This is a genomic window from Paracoccus sediminicola (assembly GCF_027912835.1).
In the GTDB taxonomy this organism is placed as follows: domain Bacteria; phylum Pseudomonadota; class Alphaproteobacteria; order Rhodobacterales; family Rhodobacteraceae; genus Paracoccus; species Paracoccus sediminicola.
In genome coordinates this window covers 2,332,985-2,352,858 of sequence record NZ_CP115768.1, presented here as the reverse complement: position 1 = coordinate 2,352,858, position 19,874 = coordinate 2,332,985, and the positions used below count along the sequence as shown (strand labels likewise).

The window sequence follows — 19,874 nt, the reverse complement described above, 5'->3', positions numbered from 1 at the left end:
TCTGTGCGTTGACGCTGCGTCGCTTCCTCCATCAGCTTTCCATGAGTTTTTTGAAGTGTCTTGAGAGGAGGAGGAGACCGAAGAAGAGGGTGATGGCGGTGATGGCGAGGACATAGGGGAGGGAGATATATTCGCCTTCATATGTTGGATAGAGGCTTTTGCGCATGAGGCCGACGAGATGCATGAGGGGGTTGTACCAGAGGATGTTCTGGGCTGTCGGGGGCAGGGCGTCATAGGTGAAGAAGATGCCCGAGATCAGGAAGAGGGGCCGGGTGAGGATGGACCAGATGCGTTCATAGGTTGGAAAGGAGGTCATGATATAGCAGTTCAGCGTGCCGATCCCTGCGGAGAGGAGGGTGACGAAGATCAGGGCGGTGGCCAGCGTGGTCAGGTCGACCCGGAAGGGCAGGTCGTAGATGACGAGGATGCCGGAGATGACGATGGCGATGACGACGGCATCGGTGAGGGCGTTGAGCACGAGCCTGGCGATCAGCGCATCCATGAAGGTGACGCAGGGATAGGCCATGAAGGGGCGGGAGAACTGGACCGAGCGGGCGATTTTCTGGGAAAGCGAGTTGAAGGCGACGAAGGGCAGATAGCCGCTGGCATAGAAGAGGGGGAAGTTATCTCCCAGCGGCGGGCTGCGCAGGGCGAGGGAGAAGACGACGGAGAGCAGCACGATGCCGAGCACCGGATCGAGGATGGCCCAGAGATAGCCGCCGACCGAGCGGCCATAGGTTGTGGCCATCTCGCGCAGCATGAGGGCCATGACCGTGCGGCCCATCTGGAAGCGGGGCCGTTTGCGGATCTGGTGCAGCGCGGCCTGGTGCTGTGGCGCGGTGTCGGAGGGCAAGGCGGGGTTTCCTGCTGTGGCGGTCACGGGTTCTGCAGCGGGGCCTGCGGCGGACTGGTCCTTGCAGCCTGGCCGGTTTAGAAGGCATTAGGGCGCAAAACAACCGAAAGAGCGCGATGTGAGCCAGAGCTCTCCTCCCCCGACCTCCCCGATCCCGGCCTCGCCAGAGGCGGAGACGCCCGGCGCTGGCGCAGGACACGCCCGGGCCGGCGCGGCGGCGCCGGATGCCGGTCCAGACCGGGCCGGATCTGCCGGAGACGGGCGTGACGCCCGGGCCGGCGCAGCCGGTGCGGGGAACACGGCTGGCGGGCCGGATGGTGCGGAAGCGCGGGATCGGGCTGCGGTCTCCGGGCGTGGCGCGGCGGCAGCGGCGACGCGCATCGATCATGGCGGGTCGGCGCCTGGCACGCCCGGCCGCGGCAAGGCCGGGCAGCGGAAGGCCGGTCAGGCGAAAGCCGGGCAGGGCAAGGCCGGTCAGGGCGTCCGGGCGGCTTCGGCAACGGCCGGCGGGGGCAGCCGCAGGGCGGCATCGCGCCCGCCGGATGGGAATGCGGACGGGCCCGGCATCCCGGTGCATCCACCCGTCTCGCGGACCGGGGCGCGGCTGCGGCACTGGGTGGTGCTGTTGTCCTTCATCCTGGTGGTGCTCGCCCCGAGCGCGATCAGCGGCTGGTATCTGTGGAGCCGCGCGGTCGATCAATATGTCTCGACCATCGCCTTTTCGGTGCGCAAGGAAGAGGCCGCGCCGTCGGTGGATTTCCTGGGCGGGCTGACCCAGCTGACCGGCGGCTCGGCGGCCTCGGACACCGATATTCTCTATGATTTCCTGCGCAGCGAGGACATCGTGGCGCGGCTCGACGAGACGGTCGATCTGCGGGCCAGGTTCTCGAAGGCCTGGCCGCAGGACCCGGTCTTCGCGCTCGACCCGGCCGAGCCGCTGGAAGAGTTGACCGATTACTGGCAGCGCCAGGTCCGGGTGCTGTATGACAACGCCACCAGCCTGATCACGCTGGAAGTGGCGGCCTTCACCCCCGAAGACGCGCTCGAGATCGCGCAGGCGACCTTTGCGGAAAGCTCGTCGACGATCAACCGGCTCTCGGATATCGCGCGCGAGGACGCGACCAGCTTCGCGCGGGGCGAGCTGGAACAGGCGCAGTCCCGGCTGTCCGAGGCGCGCCAGGCGATGACGGCGTTCCGCACCCGCACCCAGATCGTCGATCCGGCGGCGGATATCGCCGGGCAGATGGGGGTGCTGAACTCGCTTCAGGCGCAGCTGGCCGAGGCGATGATCGCGCTCGACACGCTGAGCCAGAACGCGCGCAGCGACGATCCGCGGGTGATCCAGGGCCAGCAGCGCATCGACGCGATCCGGGGCCGGATCGCCGATGAGCGGTCGAAATTCGGCGCGCAGGAGCAGGGGCCGGCGGGGGAAAGCTATGCCGAGCTGATGGCGGAATATGAACGCCTCGCGGTGGATATGGAATTCGCCGAGACCAGCTATCGCGCCGCGCAGGTCGCCTATGAGACCGCGCTTGGCGAGGCGCAGCGCCAGTCGCGCTATCTGGCCGCCCATATCGAGCCGAAGCTGGCCGAGACCTCGCTCAAGCCGGACCGCCCGGTGCTTCTGGCGGCGGTGTTCGGGGTGTTGCTGGTGATCTGGTCGATCATGCTGCTGATCTATTACAGCATCCGCGACCGGCGCTGAGCGCGATGATCGTCCTGCAGAACCTGTCCAAGAGCTATTATCGCAAGGGCATCCGCACGGTGGTGGCGGATCGGGTGAGCGCGGTGTTCCCGACCGGGGAGTCGGTGGCGCTGATGGGGCGCAACGGGGCCGGGAAATCCTCGATGCTGCGGATGATCGCGGGCACCATGCTGCCGGATTCGGGCGCGATCCTCAGCGACGGGACGGTGTCCTGGCCGGTGGGCTATGCCGGCAGTTTCCACCGCGAGCTGACCGGGGCGCAGAATGTGCGCTTCGTGGCCCGGATCTATGGCGTCGATACCGATGAGCTGGTCGCCTATGTCGAGGATTTCGCCGAGCTCGGGGTGAATTTCCACAAACCTTTCGGGACTTATTCCTCGGGGATGCGCTCACGCCTGGCGATGGGCACCTCGATGGGGATCCATTTCGACACCTATCTGGTCGACGAGATCACCAGCGTCGGCGACGCCGCCTTCAAGCAGAAATCAACCGCCGTGTTCCGCGAGCGGATGCGCCGTTCCTCATCCATCGTGGTCAGCCACTCCCTCCCCTTCATCCGCAAGACCTGCACCATGGGCGCCGTCCTCCACAACGGAACACTCACATTCTGCAACTCCATCGACGACGCAATCGAACTCTATCAGACAAATACATTTCAAGGGTGAAGGGCTTACATCAGCTCGTCGCGTGACCGGTCGAGCCGGCCCTTCAGACCGTCGCGCATTGCCAGTCGCAGCAAGTCGCGATAGCGCGGCGCGTCCTCGCCGTAATCCCGCGCCTTGCGCCACCATTTAAGCGCCAGCACCGGGACCAGCGGCCAGAACGCCCACCCCGCCGCGACACGATAGGCGATCAGCGCGTTGCGATACATGTAATACACCTTCCAGAGCGGTCGCAGCACCACGCCCGAGGCGCCCTGAGTGGCCTCGGTGTCATGCTCGAAGCTGATCCGAGGATCGAAGCCGATGCGCAGCCCGCGGCGGCGCATGTTCAGCGTGTAAAGCTGATCGTCGCCATAGATGAACAGCCGCGGATCGGGATAGCCCGCGCGCTGAACGGCTGCCCGCGAAAGGAACAGCCCGACGAAAGAGGACATATCCACGGCAATCACCCCGGCCTCGGGCCGATAGGCGTCGTCGCTGAGGTGAAAACCGCGCCGCCCCTTGCCCGCAAGCGTGCGCAGGAACTCGGGCAGGTGCCAGAAGGGGTTGCGGTAGGGGCGGTTCATCTCGCAGATCTGCCCGGCCGGGGTCAGCACAGCCGCACCGATCGCGTCCCAGGCAGTAACATCCGCGTCGCGAAACGCGGCCACGGCACCCGCTGCGGGACGCCCGTCATCATCCATCAGGATCGTCCAGTCCGGGTCCCAGAGCTCTGTCGCCAGCCGCAGCCCCTCGGAAAACCCGCCCGCCCCGCCGGAGTTGATCTTGGCAAGATGCACATGCAGCCTGGGGTCGTCCTGATCTTCCAGCCAGATGGCGGTGCCGTCGGTCGAGGCATTGTCATAAACCAGCACATGCTCGACCGGCTCGGCCAGCAGCCGCGCCACCGTCTCGCGCAGCTTGTCCAGCCGGTTATGCGTGACCACCAGGGCCGCGATGTTCAGCCTCTCCTCCATCAGCTTTCCATGAGTTTTTTGAAGTGTCTTGAGAGGAGGAGGAGACCGAAGAAGAGGGTTATGGCGGTGATGGCGAGGACATAGGGGAGGGAGATGTATTCGCCTTCATATGTTGGATAGAGGCTTTTGCGCATGAGGCCGACGAGATGCATAAGGGGGTTGTACCAGAGGATGTTCTGGGCTGTCGGGGGCAGGGCGTCATAGGTGAAGAAGATGCCCGAGATCAGGAAGAGCGGCCGGGTGAGGATGGACCAGATGCGTTCATAGGTTGGAAAGGAGGTCATGATATAGCAGTTCAGCGTGCCGATCCCTGCGGAGAGGAGGGTGACGAAGATCAGGGCGGTGGCCAGCGTGGTCAGGTCGACCCGGAAGGGCAGGTCGTAGATGACGAGGATGCCGGAGATGACGATGGCGATGACGACGGCATCGGTGAGGGCGTTGAGCACGAGCCTGGCGATCAGCGCATCCATGAAGGTGACGCAGGGATAGGCCATGAAGGGGCGGGAGAACTGGACCGAGCGGGCGATTTTCTGGGAAAGCGAGTTGAAGGCGACGAAGGGCAGATAGCCGCTGGCATAGAAGAGGGGGAAGTTATCTCCCAGCGGCGGGCTGCGCAGGGCGAGGGAGAAGACGACGGAGAGCAGCACGATGCCGAGCACCGGATCGAGGATGGCCCAGAGATAGCCGCCGACCGAGCGGCCATAGGTTGTGGCCATCTCGCGCAGCATGAGGGCCATGACCGTGCGGCCCATCTGGAAGCGGGGCCGTTTGCGGATCTGGTGCAGCGCGGCCTGGTGCTGTGGCGCGGTGTCGGAGGGCAAGGCGGGGTTTCCTGCTGTGGCGGTCACGGGTTCTGCAGCGGGGCCTGCGGCGGACTGGTCCTTGCAGCCTGGCCGGTTTAGAAGGCATTAGGGCGCAAAACAACCGAAAGAGCGCGATGTGAGCCAGAGCTCTCCTCCCCCGACCTCCCCGATCCCGGCCTCGCCAGAGGCGGAGACGCCCGGCGCTGGCGCAGGACACGCCCGGGCCGGCGCGGCGGCGCCGGATGCCGGTCCAGACCGGGCCGGATCTGCCGGAGACGGGCGTGACGCCCGGGCCGGCGCAGCCGGTGCGGGGAACACGGCTGGCGGGCCGGATGGTGCGGAAGCGCGGGATCGGGCTGCGGTCTCCGGGCGTGGCGCGGCGGCAGCGGCGACGCGCATCGATCATGGCGGGTCGGCGCCTGGCACGCCCGGCCGCGGCAAGGCCGGGCAGCGGAAGGCCGGTCAGGCGAAAGCCGGGCAGGGCAAGGCCGGTCAGGGCGTCCGGGCGGCTTCGGCAACGGCCGGCGGGGGCAGCCGCAGGGCGGCATCGCGCCCGCCGGATGGGAATGCGGACGGGCCCGGCATCCCGGTGCATCCACCCGTCTCGCGGACCGGGGCGCGGCTGCGGCACTGGGTGGTGCTGTTGTCCTTCATCCTGGTGGTGCTCGCCCCGAGCGCGATCAGCGGCTGGTATCTGTGGAGCCGCGCGGTCGATCAATATGTCTCGACCATCGCCTTTTCGGTGCGCAAGGAAGAGGCCGCGCCGTCGGTGGATTTCCTGGGCGGGCTGACCCAGCTGACCGGCGGCTCGGCGGCCTCGGACACCGATATTCTCTATGATTTCCTGCGCAGCGAGGACATCGTGGCGCGGCTCGACGAGACGGTCGATCTGCGGGCCAGGTTCTCGAAGGCCTGGCCGCAGGACCCGGTCTTCGCGCTCGACCCGGCCGAGCCGCTGGAAGAGTTGACCGATTACTGGCAGCGCCAGGTCCGGGTGCTGTATGACAACGCCACCAGCCTGATCACGCTGGAAGTGGCGGCCTTCACCCCCGAAGACGCGCTCGAGATCGCGCAGGCGACCTTTGCGGAAAGCTCGTCGACGATCAACCGGCTCTCGGATATCGCGCGCGAGGACGCGACCAGCTTCGCGCGGGGCGAGCTGGAACAGGCACAGTCCCGGCTGTCCGAGGCGCGCCAGGCGATTACGGCGTTCCGCACCCGCACCCAGATCGTCGATCCAGCGGCGGATATCGCCGGGCAGATGGGGGTGCTGAACTCGCTTCAGGCGCAGCTGGCCGAGGCGATGATCGCGCTCGACACGCTGAGCCAGAACGCGCGCAGCGACGATCCGCGGGTGATCCAGGGCCAGCAGCGCATCGACGCGATCCGGGGCCGGATCGCCGATGAGCGGTCGAAATTCGGCGCGCAGGAGCAGGGGCCGGCGGGGGAAAGCTATGCCGAGCTGATGGCGGAATATGAACGCCTCGCGGTGGATATGGAATTCGCCGAGACCAGCTATCGCGCCGCGCAGGTCGCCTATGAGACCGCGCTTGGCGAGGCGCAGCGCCAGTCGCGCTATCTGGCCGCCCATATCGAGCCGAAGCTGGCCGAGACCTCGCTCAAGCCGGACCGCCCGGTGCTTCTGGCGGCGGTGTTCGGGGTGTTGCTGGTGATCTGGTCGATCATGCTGCTGATCTATTACAGCATCCGCGACCGGCGCTGAGCGCGATGATCGTCCTGCAGAACCTGTCCAAGAGCTATTATCGCAAGGGCATCCGCACGGTGGTGGCGGATCGGGTGAGCGCGGTGTTCCCGACCGGGGAGTCGGTGGCGCTGATGGGGCGCAACGGGGCCGGGAAATCCTCGATGCTGCGGATGATCGCGGGCACCATGCTGCCGGATTCGGGCGCGATCCTCAGCGACGGGACGGTGTCCTGGCCGGTGGGCTATGCCGGCAGTTTCCACCGCGAGCTGACCGGGGCGCAGAATGTGCGCTTCGTGGCCCGGATCTATGGCGTCGATACCGATGAGCTGGTCGCCTATGTCGAGGATTTCGCCGAGCTCGGGGTGAATTTCCACAAACCTTTCGGGACTTATTCCTCGGGGATGCGCTCACGCCTGGCGATGGGCACCTCGATGGGGATCCATTTCGACACCTATCTGGTCGACGAGATCACCAGCGTCGGCGACGCCGCCTTCAAGCAGAAATCAACCGCCGTGTTCCGCGAGCGGATGCGCCGTTCCTCATCCATCGTGGTCAGCCACTCCCTCCCCTTCATCCGCAAGACCTGCACCATGGGCGCCGTCCTCCACAACGGAACACTCACATTCTGCAACTCCATCGACGACGCCATCGAACTCTATCAGACAAATACATTTCAAGGGTGAGGCGGCGCAGCCCGGCTAGCCTGGGGCACTGCGACCTGACATGGCGCCCAAAGAGCAGGATCAGGCAGAAGCGATCTGATGGGCGACGGATTCGATAGCGCCGAGATAGGCTTCTCGACCTGCCGCACGTCCCTGGTCAAGGCTTTCGGCGAAGCTCTTGATCCTGTCGAAACTTTCCGCGACCTGCGGCGCGCGCAGCGGCATGCGCTCATTCAGCTCCAGAAACTGCTCGGCGGCGAGGGCGAGGACCAGATAGCCGGCCGCGTCTTCGGGCTGGCTGGCGGCATTGCGGCGCAGCATCCCGGCGACGTCGTTATAGGCGTGGATGCTCTTGCCGTTGGTTTCGATGATCTCGATCACGTCGCTGAACATGCGTTTCTCCTTTATGCGGTACCGATCCGGGTCGCGCCGCCATGTTCGCCCGACCATTCCAGAGGTGCATGCAGGAAACGTTCGAGATTTTCCAGCTCTGCCCCCGCGAAAACATCCATTTCGCGGGCAGCATCCAGCACCGCCCACCAATCCGAGAGCCAGTGAAGCTCCAGCCCGTCGCGTTTCAGCCCGGAGACGGTTTCGGCATAGATGTTATAGAAGAACAGCACCACGGCGTGATCGACCTGTGCGCCCGCGCGGCGCAGCGCCTTGCAGAATTGCAGCTTGCTGGCGCCATCCGTGGTCAGGTCCTCAACCAGCAACACCCGCGCGCCCGGTTCCAGATCGCCCTCGATACTGGCATTCGGGCCGAGACCGCGCGGCGATTTGCGCACAAATATCATGGGCAGGGACAGCTTTGCGGCGATCCACGAGGCGAAGGGGATGCCCGCGCTTTCTCCGCCCGCGATCACGTCGAAATTGTCCCGGCCGATATCGCGCTCGATGGTGGCGAGGAGGAAATCGACAAGCGTGCCGCGCAGCGCCGGATAGCTGATGACGCGCTTGCAATCGACATAGACCGGGCTGGCGAGACCGGAGGTGAAGGTGAAGGGCCGTTCTGACGCGAAGCGGATCGCGCCGAGTTCCAGCAGCATCTTCGCGGTCATGCGCGCCATCAGCTTCTGATCGGGATAGTGCTGTATCATAATCGCGTCCTCAGCCCTGCGGCGTCATCAGATATTGCAGCATGATCCGGGCGCCGGCCACAAGATCCTCGATTTCCATCGCTTCATCGGGATTGTGCGAACCGTTGCGATTGCGCACGAAGACCATCCCGGCGGGGATACCGGCATTGGCAAAGACCGCCGCGTCATGGCCGCCGCCCGAGGGCATGGCAAGGGGTTCCATCCCAAGAGCGTCCATCGCGGTTTTCAGCCCCGCGATCATGCCCGGATCCATCAGCGCCGGCGCGTTCCGGCTGGCCGGGCCGGTGTCGAAGCTCACCTTTCGGCGTCGCGCGATATCCTCGATCTCTGTGTCCAGCAGACCCTGCATGCCGCTCAGCGTCTGGCTATCCTGGCTGCGGATATCGAGGCTGAAGCTGACGCTATCGGGAATACGCGACAGGGCGTGGCGTTCCGGATCGGTGCCAAGCATGCCAGAGGTAAGCACCAGATCGCCGCCGGTCTGGACGATGGTTGACCAGCTTTCATCCAGCCGGTGCAGCAGGTCGGCCATCGCCATCACCGGATCGCGGCGATATGCCCGCGGCACGGCACCGGAATGGCCCGGCTCGCCGGTGACGATGATATTGCGGAAGCGCAGATTGCCGCGAATGCCAGAGACAGCGGCGGCGGGAAGGTCGCGCTCGGCCAGAAGCGGGCCCTGTTCGATATGCAGTTCGAGATAGGCGGCGATCCGGGAAAGCTCGGCCAGCGGCACTTTGGCACGCAGCTTGTCGACCGGGATCCCCAGATCCGCCAGATGATCGCCAAGCGCGCGCCCGTCGCCCTTATGCAGCGAGGCGGCTTCATCATCTTCCAGCGATCCGGTCAGCATTTTCGATGCGATATAGCACGGCCCGAACCAAGCGCTTTCCTCGGCCCGCATGGCGATGGCATGGACCGGCATGGGCAGGCTCAGCCCCTCGCGCTCGGCCGCCCGCAGGCAGAGCAGCGATGCGACGACCCCGGCCAGCCCGTCGAAATTTCCGCCCTGCGGCACGGAATCGACATGGCTGCCGGTGAGGATATAGCGGACCGCGTCCCTCTGGCCGGGCCGCGCATAGACTGAATTCTGTGCCGGATCGCGCCATGTCTCCAGCCCCGCTTCGGAGGCGCGTTGATCGAGGAAATCAAGCACGCGGGTTTCGACTTCTGACAGGGCGGGCCGGCTGACGCCCGCGCTGTCGGGGGACATGGCGGCGACTTTCTCAAAAAGCTCTGCTGCCCATGCCGCGTCGTCGTCATTGATCGCGAAACCCGGCGCGGTCATGGCGCGGCCTCTGCGAAGATCATCGCGTCGGGGGCCTCGTCATCGCGGACCGAGCCGACGAGCCCGTCCAGCGAGGCGATGCCGCGCGCATCCATCCATGATTCGAGCTCATGGACCAGCCGGGGCATGATCGCGGGTTCAATGAAGCTTGCGGTGCCGACCTGAACCGCCGCCGCACCCGCGATCAGATATTCCAGCACATCGTCCAGCGACGAAATCCCGCCGCAGCCAATCACCGGGATCGAGACAGAGCGCGCCGCCTGATAGGCCATGCGCAGGGTGATCGGCTTCAGCGACGGCCCGGACAGCCCGCCCATCAGATTGCCCAGACGGGGCTTGCGGCTGTCCACATCAATGGCCATCGCCAGCAGCGTGTTGGCCACGACAAGCGCATCCGCCCCCGCTGCCTCGGCCGCCTGCGCCACCTCGACGGTCTGGCCGGTATTGGGCGACAGCTTCGCCCAAAGCGGCAGATCGGAGGAAGCGCGCAACGCCTCCATCGCGCGCGTGGTGGTTTCGGGACGCATGGCAAAAGCCTTGCCGTCCTCTTCGATATTGGGACAGGAGATATTGACCTCGATCGCCGCGACGCCCGGCTGGCTGACCTGCGCGCAGAGCCGCGCGAAATCATCCGCCGTGCCCGCCGAGATGCTGACGATCAGCGGCACGTTCCAGCGGCGATATTCGGGGATCACCTTTTCCACGAAATGCGCGACTCCCTTCGAGGGAATGCCGATCGAGTTCAGCATTCCGCCCGCGACCTCACACACACGGGGCGTCGGATTGCCGCCGCGCGTCTCGGCGGTGATCGTCTTGGTGACATGGGCGCCGATCAGTCCGAGATCGAAGACCTGGCTGAGCTCATCGGTGAAGGTCCCCGAGGCGGGCATGATCGGGTTGCGCAGCCGCAGCGTCCCGAGTTGCGTCGTCAGATCCGCCATTACGCCTCCATCGCTTCGGTCATGTCGAAAACCGGGCCCTCGGCGCAGACCCGCAAATGGCGGATGCCCTGGGGCTTGCGGAACGAGCGCACGCAGCATTGGCACATGCCCAAACCGCAGGCCATCTGCTGCTCCAGTGCAATCTGGCCGGGAATCCCATGGGCGGCGCCGGCCTGCTGACACAGGCGCAAGAGCCGGTTCGAACCGCAGGTGAACATCGCATCGACGCGCCCGGCTGCGACCAGCTCGTCGATCACGGGGCGGATCGCCTCGGGCGCAGAGCTTCCATCCTCGTCGGTCACCGGGATCACCGTCGCACCGAACCCGCGGAACATATCGACCGACATCAGCACATCGGCGCGGCGCGCACTGCAGATCGCGGTGATGCCGCGCCCGGTGTCGCGCGCGAGATGGGCCAGCGGCGCGAGCGTGGCAAGCCCGACCCCCCGCGCCACAAGCAGCAGGTGCCGCCAGCCATCCTCAAGCCAGAACCCGTTGCCGAGCGGGCCGAGCACATTCAGCCCGTCGCCCTCGCGCAGCGTGGCGAGCGTGCCCGTCCCCAGCCCCGTGACCTTGTAGAGAAACTGCAACTCTCCGGCATCTTGTAGCGCGGCATAGATGCTCATCGGGCGGCGCAGGAAGGGCGCGGCACCCGCGGTTACCGGGCAGAGCAGGTGGAAGAACTGTCCCGGTCGGCACATCCGCATCAGATCCGCAGGGGCGCGCAGGATCAGAAGGCGATATTCGTCATTGACCGGGTCATTGCTTTGCACGCGCAGCTCGGTCTGGCGGATCGGGAAATCGGCGCGGGTCATGCGGGTCAGCCTCCGAAAATCAGGCGCGGAACGAAAAGCGAGATCGACGGCACATAGGTCACGATCAGCAGCACGATGACGTTTACAGCGATGAAGGGCAGCACGCCGCGCATGACCGACAGAACGGGCAGCTTCAGCGTGCTGGCGGTCACAAAGATATCCAGCCCGAAGGGCGGGGTGATCATGCCGAGACTGATATTCAGCGTCACGATCATCCCGAAATGCACGGGGTCGATGCCAAGCGACTGCGCCACCGGAAACAGGGGCGGGATCAGGATCAGCATTGCCGAGTTCGGGTCGATGAACATCCCCGCGATCAGGAACAGGATATTGACGATGATGAGGAAGGTGACCGGGCCCGCCTCCATCGCGGCGAGGGCGGCGGTGATCTGCGCAGGCACCTGCGCCATGGTCACGAAATAGGAGATCAGCCCCCCCATCGCCAGAAGTATGAAGATCACCGTGGTGCCGATCGCGGCCTGTTCGGTGATGCTGACCAGCTTGCGCGGGCCGATATCGCGATAGATCAGCATTTCGACCACGATGGCGTAGACGACACTGACCACGGCGGCCTCGGTCGGGGTGGTCATGCCGCTATAGATGCCGCCGAGGATGATGACAGGCATACCGATGGCCCAGATCGCGGCTTTCAGTGCCGCCAGTCGCTGCGCGGCACTGGTGCGCTCGGCCGGTCGGACGCCACTGCGACGGGCCTCGATCTCGACCATGATGGCAAAGGCCAGTCCCAGCACCAGCCCCACAGCCAGCCCCGCAGCGAAAAGCTGGGCGATCGAGGTGCCGGTCATCCAGCCATACACGATGAAGGTGATCGAGGGCGGGATCAGCAGCGCGGTCTCGGCGCTCGAGGCCAGAAGGCCGACGCTGAATCGTTCGGAAAACCCGGTGCGCCGCATCTCCGGATAGACCAGCCCGCCAAGCGCTGCGACCGTCGCCGGAGCCGAACCCGAGACCGCGCCAAACGCCATCGAGCCGCCGACGGTGACATGACCCATCCCGCCCCGCGTATGGCCGAGAAGCGCCTGCATCAACCCTGTCAGATCCTTCGCGATCCGTCCCGACGCCATGAGATTTGCCGCCAGAACGAAGAACGGGATTGCCAAAAGCGTGGTGTGGTCGATCCCGCCAAAGATTTTCTGTACGACCGCAGGGTCAGGGAGGCGGGCGAAATAGCCTTCCTTGACCAGCAGGGTCGGCAGGCCAAGCACGAGAAACATCTCGAACCCGGCGATCAGCAGCAGAACGGCGACGGCGGCGATGGCGATCAGCATCAGGCGTCTCCGAGATTGGCAGCGTCATGGGCGGCTGCGTCGCCTTGCGGGGTAAATCGGTCGATACGCCCGCTGAGCGACAGCAGATAACGCAAGGCCAGAAGCAGGAACCCGATCATCGGCGCCAGATACAGCCAGCCGATCTCGATCCCCAATGTCGGGCTACGCTGCCCGGTGCCCAGGACAAACCGCGCCAGACCCCAGGCCAGCCACGCCATGTAAAGCGAAAAGATCAGCCCGGTCAGGTCGATCAGCTTCAGCAGCGGCAGCCGCAGCATGCGGGGCAGGCGGTCGCGGAACGTGTCCACCGCGATATGCCGCCCGGCCTCCAGCGTCAGCCCGAGCGAAAGGAACACCATCACCGTATTGGCACGGCGCACGGCCTCTTCGCTCCAGGCCATTTGGCTGGCATAGGCGGGGAAAAGCTCGCGGATCACGACATTGGCGAAGAACAGCGTCACCATCCCCAGAAACAGGGAGACGATGACGAATCTTTCGATCCGGCGGAGATATTGCATGGCAGCGTTCCGGTGGATGGTCAGGTGGTGTCGCCGGGCCGCGACACGGCCCGGCCGGACGGGGCGGGTTATTCGCCGGTTTCGGCTTCGTAGATGTCGATCACGGCCTGACCCTCATCGCCGGCGAGGCCCAGATAGGCCTCGACCGCGGCGTCATAGGTCGCGTCGCGCAACGCCTGGCGCTCGGCCTCGTCCGCCTCGCGGATGGCGACATTGCCACGGCTGCGGATATCTTCCAGAGCCGCGTCGACGGCAGCTTCCTTGTGCTCGACAAGCTCGGGCACGACTTCGCGGAACGTGTCGGTGATGGTCTGGCGGTGTTCCTCGGGCAGGCTTTCCCAGAACATCGGACTGAACAGCACGAAATCCTCCATTGCGCCGTGATCGGTGATCACCAGATGCGACTGAACCTCGTCGAATTTCATCCGCTGGATGGTGTCGAGCGGATTTTCCTCGCCATCGACCACGCCGGTCTGGAGCGCGGTGTACAATTCGCCAAAGGGCAGCGCGATGGCCGAGGCGCCGAGCGCGTCGAATTGCGAGATCAGCACACGGCTGTCCATGACCCGGAATTTCTGGCCGGTGAAGTCCTCGACCGATTCCAGAGGTTTGTTCGACGTCATCTGCTTGCGCCCGTTCGGCCATTGGGCGACGGCGACCACGCCGCGCGAATCGAAGCTGTCCAGAAGTGCCTGCCCGAACGGGCCTTCGCGCAGCGCCTCGGCCTCCTCGGGATCGGTCGGCAGCAGATAGGGAATGTCGAGGATCGACACGACCGGATTGAACCCGCCGAGGAAAGCCGCGGGTGCCACCGTCGCTTCGAGCGAGCCAAGCTGCACGCCTTCGGTCATGGTGCGCTGATCGCCAAGCTGCGACTGCGGAAAGATCTGGAACTCCACCTCGCCGCCGGTGCGTTCCTTCACCAGTTCAGCGACCTTTTCCAACATCACGTGGCGGCTTTGCTCGGGCGATTCCAGATGGCCGATCTTGGCGACATATTCCTGCGCGAGTGTCGGCAGGGCGGGCAGGCAAAGTGCGGTGGTGATAAGCGCGACGGCGGCGCGGCGCTGGATGGCCAATGGCATGGCGGAGTCCTCCTCTTGTCTGATTCGACGTTCCCCGGACAGCCCGGTTCAGTCAACGCGAATCTCATAATTGAGACAAATCGGCCATTCTGATAGATATGTTTTGCGACAATTGCGTGCAGGAAGGGTGTCGGAGCCATGCAGACGGATCGCGACCGGATCGCCGCCCTGGGTGAGCGGCTGCGGGCCTATCGGCTTGGGACTGGGCTCTCGCCCGAGACACTGGCAGACCGGATCGGCGTGTCCCGCGCGGCGATGTATCGCTATGAATCCGGCCAGCCGATCCGGGTCGACAAGCTGGCGCGGATCGCCGAGGTGCTGGGTGTCTCGATGGCGACGCTTTTGGGGGCGGGGTCGGAATACACATCGTCCCCGGTCACCTTTTTCTCGCGGATGCAGCAGCTTGAAGAACAGGCCGATGAAATCACCGTGCTGTTCGGCCCGGTCTCCTACCTGCTGACCACGGATGGTTTCGACAGGCTGCTGCCGCGCGTGATGGCCGAAAGCATTCCTGCCGAAGCGCCGTCCCGCACCCGCTCCGTGCAGGAAATCGGCACGATCATGGAGCTTCTCGCTCGCCGCAAGGAGGTCTGGCGGAGACGGCGCATGGCGGTGCGTAGCATCGTCTCGGTCGCCGAGATCGAACAATTCCTGCATTACGGCTTTGCCGGCCGCGCCGATCTGGGTCATGGCGCGCGCGAGACGCGGCGAAAGGTGGCGCGAGACGAGGTGGAAAGCATTCTCGCCATGATCGAGGCCCCTGCTTCGGGGATCAGCGTGGGGGTTATCGAGGATTCAATGCCGGTCGGAAGCTTTCAATTGATGCGCTACGGTCGGACGCGGGTCCTCGTGCAAAGCCCGTTCCGGCTGGGGACCTTCGCCAATATCAGGATTGGCGTGGCACAGCTGAGCGCCGCCGAGGAAGCGGTGCGGCTGCATGAAGAGGTGATCCGCAATCTCTGGGACAATGCGCTGAAAGGGGCCTGGGCCGCGGCCCGGCTGCGCCGCGTCCTGTCAGGGTGAGCGGGCCGCGTCTATTGCTGCGCCGGGGGCCTGCTGACCGGACCGGCCAGCCATCGTCTGCAGCATGGCGGCCGCGACGACATACGCAACCTGCGCTTCATGGGCCCCGGAAAGCCGAGGCTCATGGCGTCTCATCATTGTCGCGGTTGGCGCGCGCAATGATGCTGTCACCGATGGCCGTTGCGGCGGCAACGAACAGACCCAGCCCAAACAGCACGTAGACGCTGGTGAAGATCTTTCCGAGCGCGGTCTGCGGCGCGAAATCTCCATAGCCGACGGTCGAGATGGTGATGACCGAGAAATAGATCGCGTCGATCCAGCCCCAACCTTCGACAAGATGATAGAACACCGCCGCGCCGCCGATCAGGATCGCGGTCAGCGCCAGAAGCACCCGCACGCGCGGGCTGGAGAAGGCCGCTCGAAGACCCTCGCTGAGGTCGCGGAACGGGGTCATGGCGCCCTCTGACTCAGCTGCCGCGCGCCTGACGGTGCATGGCGAGCAGCCCGCCGATCAGCGCGGCCACGCCGGCGGCCATCATCGGAAGCCAGCATCTCATCGCGCACTCCCCCGCAGATTTTTTTTGTCATCACCGCAGGCTGGCAGAGTTGCGGGCGCCCGGCAAGCATCTCTGCCCGGATGGCGGGTCAGATGCGGCGCGGGTCTGGTGCGGTCTCGAACGGTGTGACGTCATGGGCAATCAGCACCGCGAAGGGGCGGGTCGAGTCGAAGCTGCGCATGATGATGGCGATGATCGAGGTCAGGGGAATCGCCAGGATCGCTCCGGCAATGCCCCAGACCGAGGACCACAGCGCCAGCGCGACCAACACCACGAAGGGCGACAGGTTCACCCTCTGCCCGACCATGCGCGGCTCAAGCACATTGCCGACCCACATCTGCGCCCCGGTCAGCAGCGCAGCGATCAGAAGCGTGGTCTGAACCGATCCGAACTGCGCCATCGAGAGCACAACCGGAAACACCACCCCCAGCATCGAGCCGACATAGGGGATATAATTGAGGAGCGCGATCAGGATCGCCCAGAACAGGGCAAAATCGACACCGATTGCCCACATCGCGCAGAACGAGATCAGCCCGAGCATCGCATTCACCAGCGTCTTGACGGCGATATAGTCGCTGATCGCACCGTTGATCTGGGCGATGATCTGCCCGGCGCGTTCGGCCCGCCCGCCGGGCAGAGCGACGGCGACCTTGTGGGCAAAGCCGCGCCGTTCGCTCATCAGGAAGATCGCATAGACCACGACCATGAACAAAAGCCCCGCCGCCGAGCTGATCGAGCCGAGAATCACCCCGGCCAGCTCTTCCAGCGGGATCGACGCGCGCAGATTGTCGAAGACCTCCCGCAGGTCGGGGCTGGCCGTGAAGCCGAGCATGTCGGTGATCTGATCGTAGAGCCCGCTGATATTGGCCTGATATTCCGGCATCCTGTCGCTGACCTCGCCCGCCGTCGACACCATGATCCCGCCAAGCCATAGCGCCACGACCAGAAAACCGGCCAGCACGATGGCGCGCAGCGACCATTCCGGGAAACGGCGGGTCAGGGCAAGGCCGCGCAACGCCTCGGTCGCGGCAGTGAGCACATAGACAGAGATCACCGCGATGATGATGGGCAGCAGAAAGGATTTCCCGGCGATCATGAAGCGGCCGATCAGCGCCACCAGCAACAATGACAGAACCACGCCAAAAAGGCCGCGCAACGGATCGGATTGCTTGAACATGCCAGATCCTCTCGGACGGGAGCCGTGGTGATGCGGCGGTGGGAGCGGGCTCTCTGATCCCGGCAAGCATGTCACAGCCCGCCGGTCAGGTCCATCTCGGGGGCCTGCACGTCCCGCAGCCGGTTTGCGTGTCGCCCGAGACTCGCATTATGGTTCGGTTGATTTCAGACAAGCCGCGTCCGCAGGGTCCGGCGCGGCGCGGGTCCATTTCGCCCGCAGGCAAGGAGCGATGATATGAACTGGAAATATCCTCTCGGTCTGTCGCTCTTGCCGCTGTTCCTGGCGTTGCTGTTCTTTGCCGCCTCGCTGACCCCCTCGCTGATCCCTCGTGGCTGGTTCATGCAAGGGGTTCTTGGCGGTGTCGTCGCCGCGCTCGGCTATCTGGCAGGAAGGTTTCTGATGATGTTGTGGCGGCAGATGGCGCTGCCCCGGCTGCGCGGCACAGCCTTCCTGATCGGGCATCTGATTGTCGGGGTACCGGTGCTGGTCATGCTTGTGCTGGCGCTGTCCAAGGCCGGCGCATGGCAGAACGCGATCCGCAGCCGCATGGGGATGGAGCTGATCGACGCCACCCCGGTGATCCGGATGATCGGGCTGGCGCTCGTGGTGTTCGGCCTGCTTGTGCTGCTCGGCTGGCTGGTGCAGATCCTCTTCGACCGTCTGCGGCACTGGCTGTATCGCTTCATGCCCGAGCGGACGGCGAACATTGCCGGGCTGGTGATCGTCGCGCTGTTGCTTTTCGTGATTACCCGCGACGGGCTTCTCGACCGGCTGATCGGGTTTTTCGACGAGAGCTATACCATGGCGCAACGCCTCTTCGACACTGATGACCCGCCGCCGGACGAGCCGCTGCGCTCGGGCAGTGCCGAATCGCTGATCGACTGGGGCGCGATGGGCCAGCCGGGGCGGAATTTCATCAGCGGCGGACCGCGCGCCGACGCGATTGCCGATTTCAGCGGCGCCGCGGCCATGGACCCGCTGCGTGTCTATGTCGGGCTCGCCAATGCGGAGGATCCGCAAGCACGCGCCGACCTGGCCCTGCAAGAAATGCTGCGCGTCGGCGCGTTCGAGCGCGAGGTGCTGATCGTAGCGATGCCCACCGGCACGGGGTGGCTGGACCCGGGCAGCTTCGATCCGCTGGAATATATGCATGGCGGCGATGTGGCGACGGTGGCGGTGCAGTATTCCTATCTGCAATCGCCGCTGGCTCTGATCCTCGAAACCGATGCCGGTCTGGCGCAGGCCCGCGCCCTGATTGCGACCGTGCATGAATACTGGCGCGGCCTGCCGGAAGAGGATCGCCCCCGGCTCTATATGCACGGCCTCAGCCTTGGGGCCTGGGCGTCGATGTATGGCACCGATCTCAAGGCGCTGCTCGACGATCCTATAGACGGCGCGCTTTGGGCCGGGCCGCCCTTTCCCTCGGCCCGCTGGAACGAGGCGATGGCGGCGCGCAATCCGGGATCGGCATATGTCGCGCCCGAGGTCGGCACCGGGAGGCTGTTCCGGTTTGCCAGCCATACTCAGGATGCGGGAGGCCCCGGTGGCTGGGGAGGGATGCGGCTGATGTTTCTGCAATATTCCAGCGACCCCATCGTTTTCTACGAGCCCGCCTCGCTGTTCCGCCCGCCCGAGTGGATGACCGAGCCGCCCGCCGAGGATGTCTCGCCCGATCTGCGCTTCATGCCGGTGGTGACGCAGTTCCAGCTGGCGCTCGACATGGCCTTCGCGCTCGCAGCGCCGGCCGGGCATGGCCATAGCTATTACGCGCATGATTACATCGGCCCGTGGAACGCCGTGACCGCGCCGGAAGGCTGGAGCGATGCCGATACCGGGCGGCTCAAGGCGCGCTGCGACAACGGTCTGCAACAGGGCTGCGACAATTGAAGCGTCGATGGTACTGGCTCGTCGCGGGGCTGTTCGTGCTGGCAATGGCGGTGCTTGGCGCCAATACGGTGCGGCACCGGCTGGGCCTCGTCGTCTACCAGCACACACCGGCCGAACAGCGGGCCCGGCTGGCCGAATACTGGCGCATGGTGCCGCCCGAGACGCCGCTTTCCGAGGCCGGGGCCATCGTGCTGTCCGGCTGCGACGGGGTGCGTGACAATATGGATTTCTGGGCTGGCTTCCTGTCGGATCGCGAGCATGACGCCCTGATCCTCGACAGCCATAGCCCGCGCGGGCTCGATGACTTCGAGACCTGGCGGCTGCTATGCGTGGGTCAGGTGCTGCCCGGCGCGCAGCGCGCGGGCGATCTGGCCGTGGCCTTGGCCGAGACCTCTCGCGATGACATGCTTCTGCTGGGCGCCTCGCATGGCGGTTGGACGGTGCTTGAGTTTCTGCGCCAGGCCCTGACCGAAGAGCTGCCGCCGGGGCTCAGCGAATGGCCGGCCGCGCCGCAGCAGCTTCTGGCACGTGTCGGCGCGGCGGTGGTGCTGTATCCCTATTGCGGCGCGCTGAACGGCGCGGCAGAAGGCGACTGGTCCATGATGCCGCCTGTTCTGATGGTCATCGCCGCAGAGGACGAGCTGGGTCTCACCGAGGATTGCGTTGCGATGGCGGAAGCGCTGCAAGATCGCGGCGCAACCGTTGAGACGCCGGTCTATGAGGGGGCCGGTCATGGCTTCGATCAGAAGGAGCGAGCAGCATTCTCGGTGCTCGAATACCGGCCCGATTTGCGGGCGCGGGCGGCGGCGGATGTTGCCGGCTTTCTTGAGCGCCACGGGCTTTGATGG

The 19,874-nt window shown here is 65.3% G+C and carries 20 protein-coding genes; 7 read left to right on the top strand and 13 right to left on the bottom strand.

Annotation, left to right across the window (positions count from 1 at the left end):
* Window positions 1–31: 31 nt before the first annotated feature.
* Entirely contained in the window at window positions 32–880 is an 849-nt protein-coding gene (locus PAF18_RS11585) for an ABC transporter permease (RefSeq protein WP_271115872.1), read from the bottom strand.
* A 91-nt stretch (window positions 881–971) separates the two neighbouring features.
* Here PAF18_RS11585 and PAF18_RS11580 point away from each other — a divergent pair, with 91 nt between their 5' ends.
* Complete coding sequence (locus PAF18_RS11580) at window positions 972–2,558, top strand: KpsE/RkpR family capsule polysaccharide export protein (RefSeq protein ID WP_271115871.1); 1,587 nt, start codon at window positions 972–974, stop codon at window positions 2,556–2,558.
* Between the two features lie 5 nt (window positions 2,559–2,563).
* On the top strand, window positions 2,564–3,223 hold the full coding sequence (locus tag PAF18_RS11575) for an ABC transporter ATP-binding protein (protein WP_271115867.1): 660 nt from the start codon (window positions 2,564–2,566) through the stop codon (window positions 3,221–3,223).
* 5 nt (window positions 3,224–3,228) lie between these two features.
* Here PAF18_RS11575 and PAF18_RS11570 read toward each other — a convergent pair whose 3' ends face one another.
* Together PAF18_RS11570 and PAF18_RS11565 are read right to left on the bottom strand one after the other, a co-directional pair.
* Entirely contained in the window at window positions 3,229–4,176 is a 948-nt protein-coding gene (locus tag PAF18_RS11570) for a glycosyltransferase (protein WP_271115870.1), read from the bottom strand.
* Complete coding sequence (locus PAF18_RS11565; RefSeq protein WP_271115869.1) at window positions 4,176–4,997, bottom strand: ABC transporter permease; 822 nt, start codon at window positions 4,995–4,997, stop codon at window positions 4,176–4,178. Before PAF18_RS11565 ends, PAF18_RS11570 begins: the two co-directional genes overlap by 1 nt.
* Window positions 4,998–5,115: 118 nt before the next feature.
* On the opposite strand from PAF18_RS11565, the gene PAF18_RS11560 reads away from it, so the two are divergent.
* Together PAF18_RS11560 and PAF18_RS11555 are read left to right on the top strand one after the other, a co-directional pair.
* A complete protein-coding gene (locus tag PAF18_RS11560) occupies window positions 5,116–6,702 on the top strand; it encodes a KpsE/RkpR family capsule polysaccharide export protein (protein ID WP_271115868.1) in 1,587 nt (528 codons plus the stop codon).
* A gap of 5 nt (window positions 6,703–6,707) precedes the next feature.
* Window positions 6,708–7,367, top strand: coding sequence for an ABC transporter ATP-binding protein (locus tag PAF18_RS11555; protein WP_271115867.1), 660 nt, complete (start codon window positions 6,708–6,710; stop codon window positions 7,365–7,367).
* Window positions 7,368–7,427: 60 nt separating this feature from the next.
* Here the strand turns inward: PAF18_RS11555 and PAF18_RS11550 are convergent, their stop codons facing one another.
* The 8 genes from PAF18_RS11550 to PAF18_RS11515 all read right to left on the bottom strand — a co-directional run bounded on the left by PAF18_RS11550 (window position 7,428) and on the right by PAF18_RS11515 (window position 14,382).
* Window positions 7,428–7,739 (bottom strand): hypothetical protein, encoded by a 312-nt coding sequence (locus tag PAF18_RS11550; RefSeq protein WP_271115866.1) that lies wholly within the window; start codon window positions 7,737–7,739, stop codon window positions 7,428–7,430.
* 11 nt (window positions 7,740–7,750) lie between these two features.
* On the bottom strand, window positions 7,751–8,446 hold the full coding sequence (locus PAF18_RS11545; protein WP_353620656.1) for an orotate phosphoribosyltransferase: 696 nt from the start codon (window positions 8,444–8,446) through the stop codon (window positions 7,751–7,753).
* A 10-nt stretch (window positions 8,447–8,456) separates the two neighbouring features.
* Window positions 8,457–9,734 carry a Zn-dependent hydrolase gene (locus PAF18_RS11540; protein ID WP_271115865.1) on the bottom strand — a complete coding sequence of 426 codons (1,278 nt, stop codon included), beginning with the start codon at window positions 9,732–9,734 and terminating at the stop codon, window positions 8,457–8,459.
* Window positions 9,731–10,675 (bottom strand): dihydroorotate dehydrogenase, encoded by a 945-nt coding sequence (locus PAF18_RS11535; protein WP_271115864.1) that lies wholly within the window; start codon window positions 10,673–10,675, stop codon window positions 9,731–9,733. Before PAF18_RS11535 ends, PAF18_RS11540 begins: the two co-directional genes overlap by 4 nt.
* A complete protein-coding gene (locus PAF18_RS11530; RefSeq protein WP_271115863.1) occupies window positions 10,675–11,490 on the bottom strand; it encodes a dihydroorotate dehydrogenase electron transfer subunit in 816 nt (271 codons plus the stop codon). The genes PAF18_RS11535 and PAF18_RS11530 overlap by 1 nt, the downstream gene beginning before the upstream one ends.
* A gap of 5 nt (window positions 11,491–11,495) precedes the next feature.
* Complete coding sequence (locus PAF18_RS11525) at window positions 11,496–12,779, bottom strand: TRAP transporter large permease (protein ID WP_271115862.1); 1,284 nt, start codon at window positions 12,777–12,779, stop codon at window positions 11,496–11,498.
* Window positions 12,779–13,297, bottom strand: a complete 519-nt coding sequence (locus tag PAF18_RS11520) for a TRAP transporter small permease (protein ID WP_271115861.1) — start codon at window positions 13,295–13,297, stop codon at window positions 12,779–12,781. Before PAF18_RS11520 ends, PAF18_RS11525 begins: the two co-directional genes overlap by 1 nt.
* A gap of 68 nt (window positions 13,298–13,365) precedes the next feature.
* Complete coding sequence (locus PAF18_RS11515; protein WP_271115860.1) at window positions 13,366–14,382, bottom strand: TRAP transporter substrate-binding protein; 1,017 nt, start codon at window positions 14,380–14,382, stop codon at window positions 13,366–13,368.
* Window positions 14,383–14,520: 138 nt separating this feature from the next.
* On the opposite strand from PAF18_RS11515, the gene PAF18_RS11510 reads away from it, so the two are divergent.
* Window positions 14,521–15,405 (top strand): helix-turn-helix domain-containing protein, encoded by an 885-nt coding sequence (locus PAF18_RS11510; protein WP_271115859.1) that lies wholly within the window; start codon window positions 14,521–14,523, stop codon window positions 15,403–15,405.
* A gap of 121 nt (window positions 15,406–15,526) precedes the next feature.
* On the opposite strand, the gene PAF18_RS11505 is transcribed toward PAF18_RS11510, so the two are convergent.
* Together PAF18_RS11505 and PAF18_RS11500 are read right to left on the bottom strand one after the other, a co-directional pair.
* Window positions 15,527–15,859 (bottom strand): potassium channel family protein, encoded by a 333-nt coding sequence (locus PAF18_RS11505; protein ID WP_271115858.1) that lies wholly within the window; start codon window positions 15,857–15,859, stop codon window positions 15,527–15,529.
* 191 nt (window positions 15,860–16,050) lie between these two features.
* Entirely contained in the window at window positions 16,051–17,139 is a 1,089-nt protein-coding gene (locus tag PAF18_RS11500; RefSeq protein ID WP_271115857.1) for an AI-2E family transporter, read from the bottom strand.
* Between the two features lie 234 nt (window positions 17,140–17,373).
* Between PAF18_RS11500 and PAF18_RS11495 the strand changes: the two genes are divergently transcribed.
* Both PAF18_RS11495 and PAF18_RS11490 read left to right on the top strand, forming a co-directional pair.
* Window positions 17,374–19,026, top strand: coding sequence for an alpha/beta hydrolase (locus PAF18_RS11495; protein ID WP_271115856.1), 1,653 nt, complete (start codon window positions 17,374–17,376; stop codon window positions 19,024–19,026).
* Window positions 19,023–19,871 (top strand): dienelactone hydrolase family protein, encoded by an 849-nt coding sequence (locus PAF18_RS11490; protein WP_271115855.1) that lies wholly within the window; start codon window positions 19,023–19,025, stop codon window positions 19,869–19,871. Before PAF18_RS11495 ends, PAF18_RS11490 begins: the two co-directional genes overlap by 4 nt.
* The last annotated feature ends 3 nt before the right edge of the window (window positions 19,872–19,874 follow it).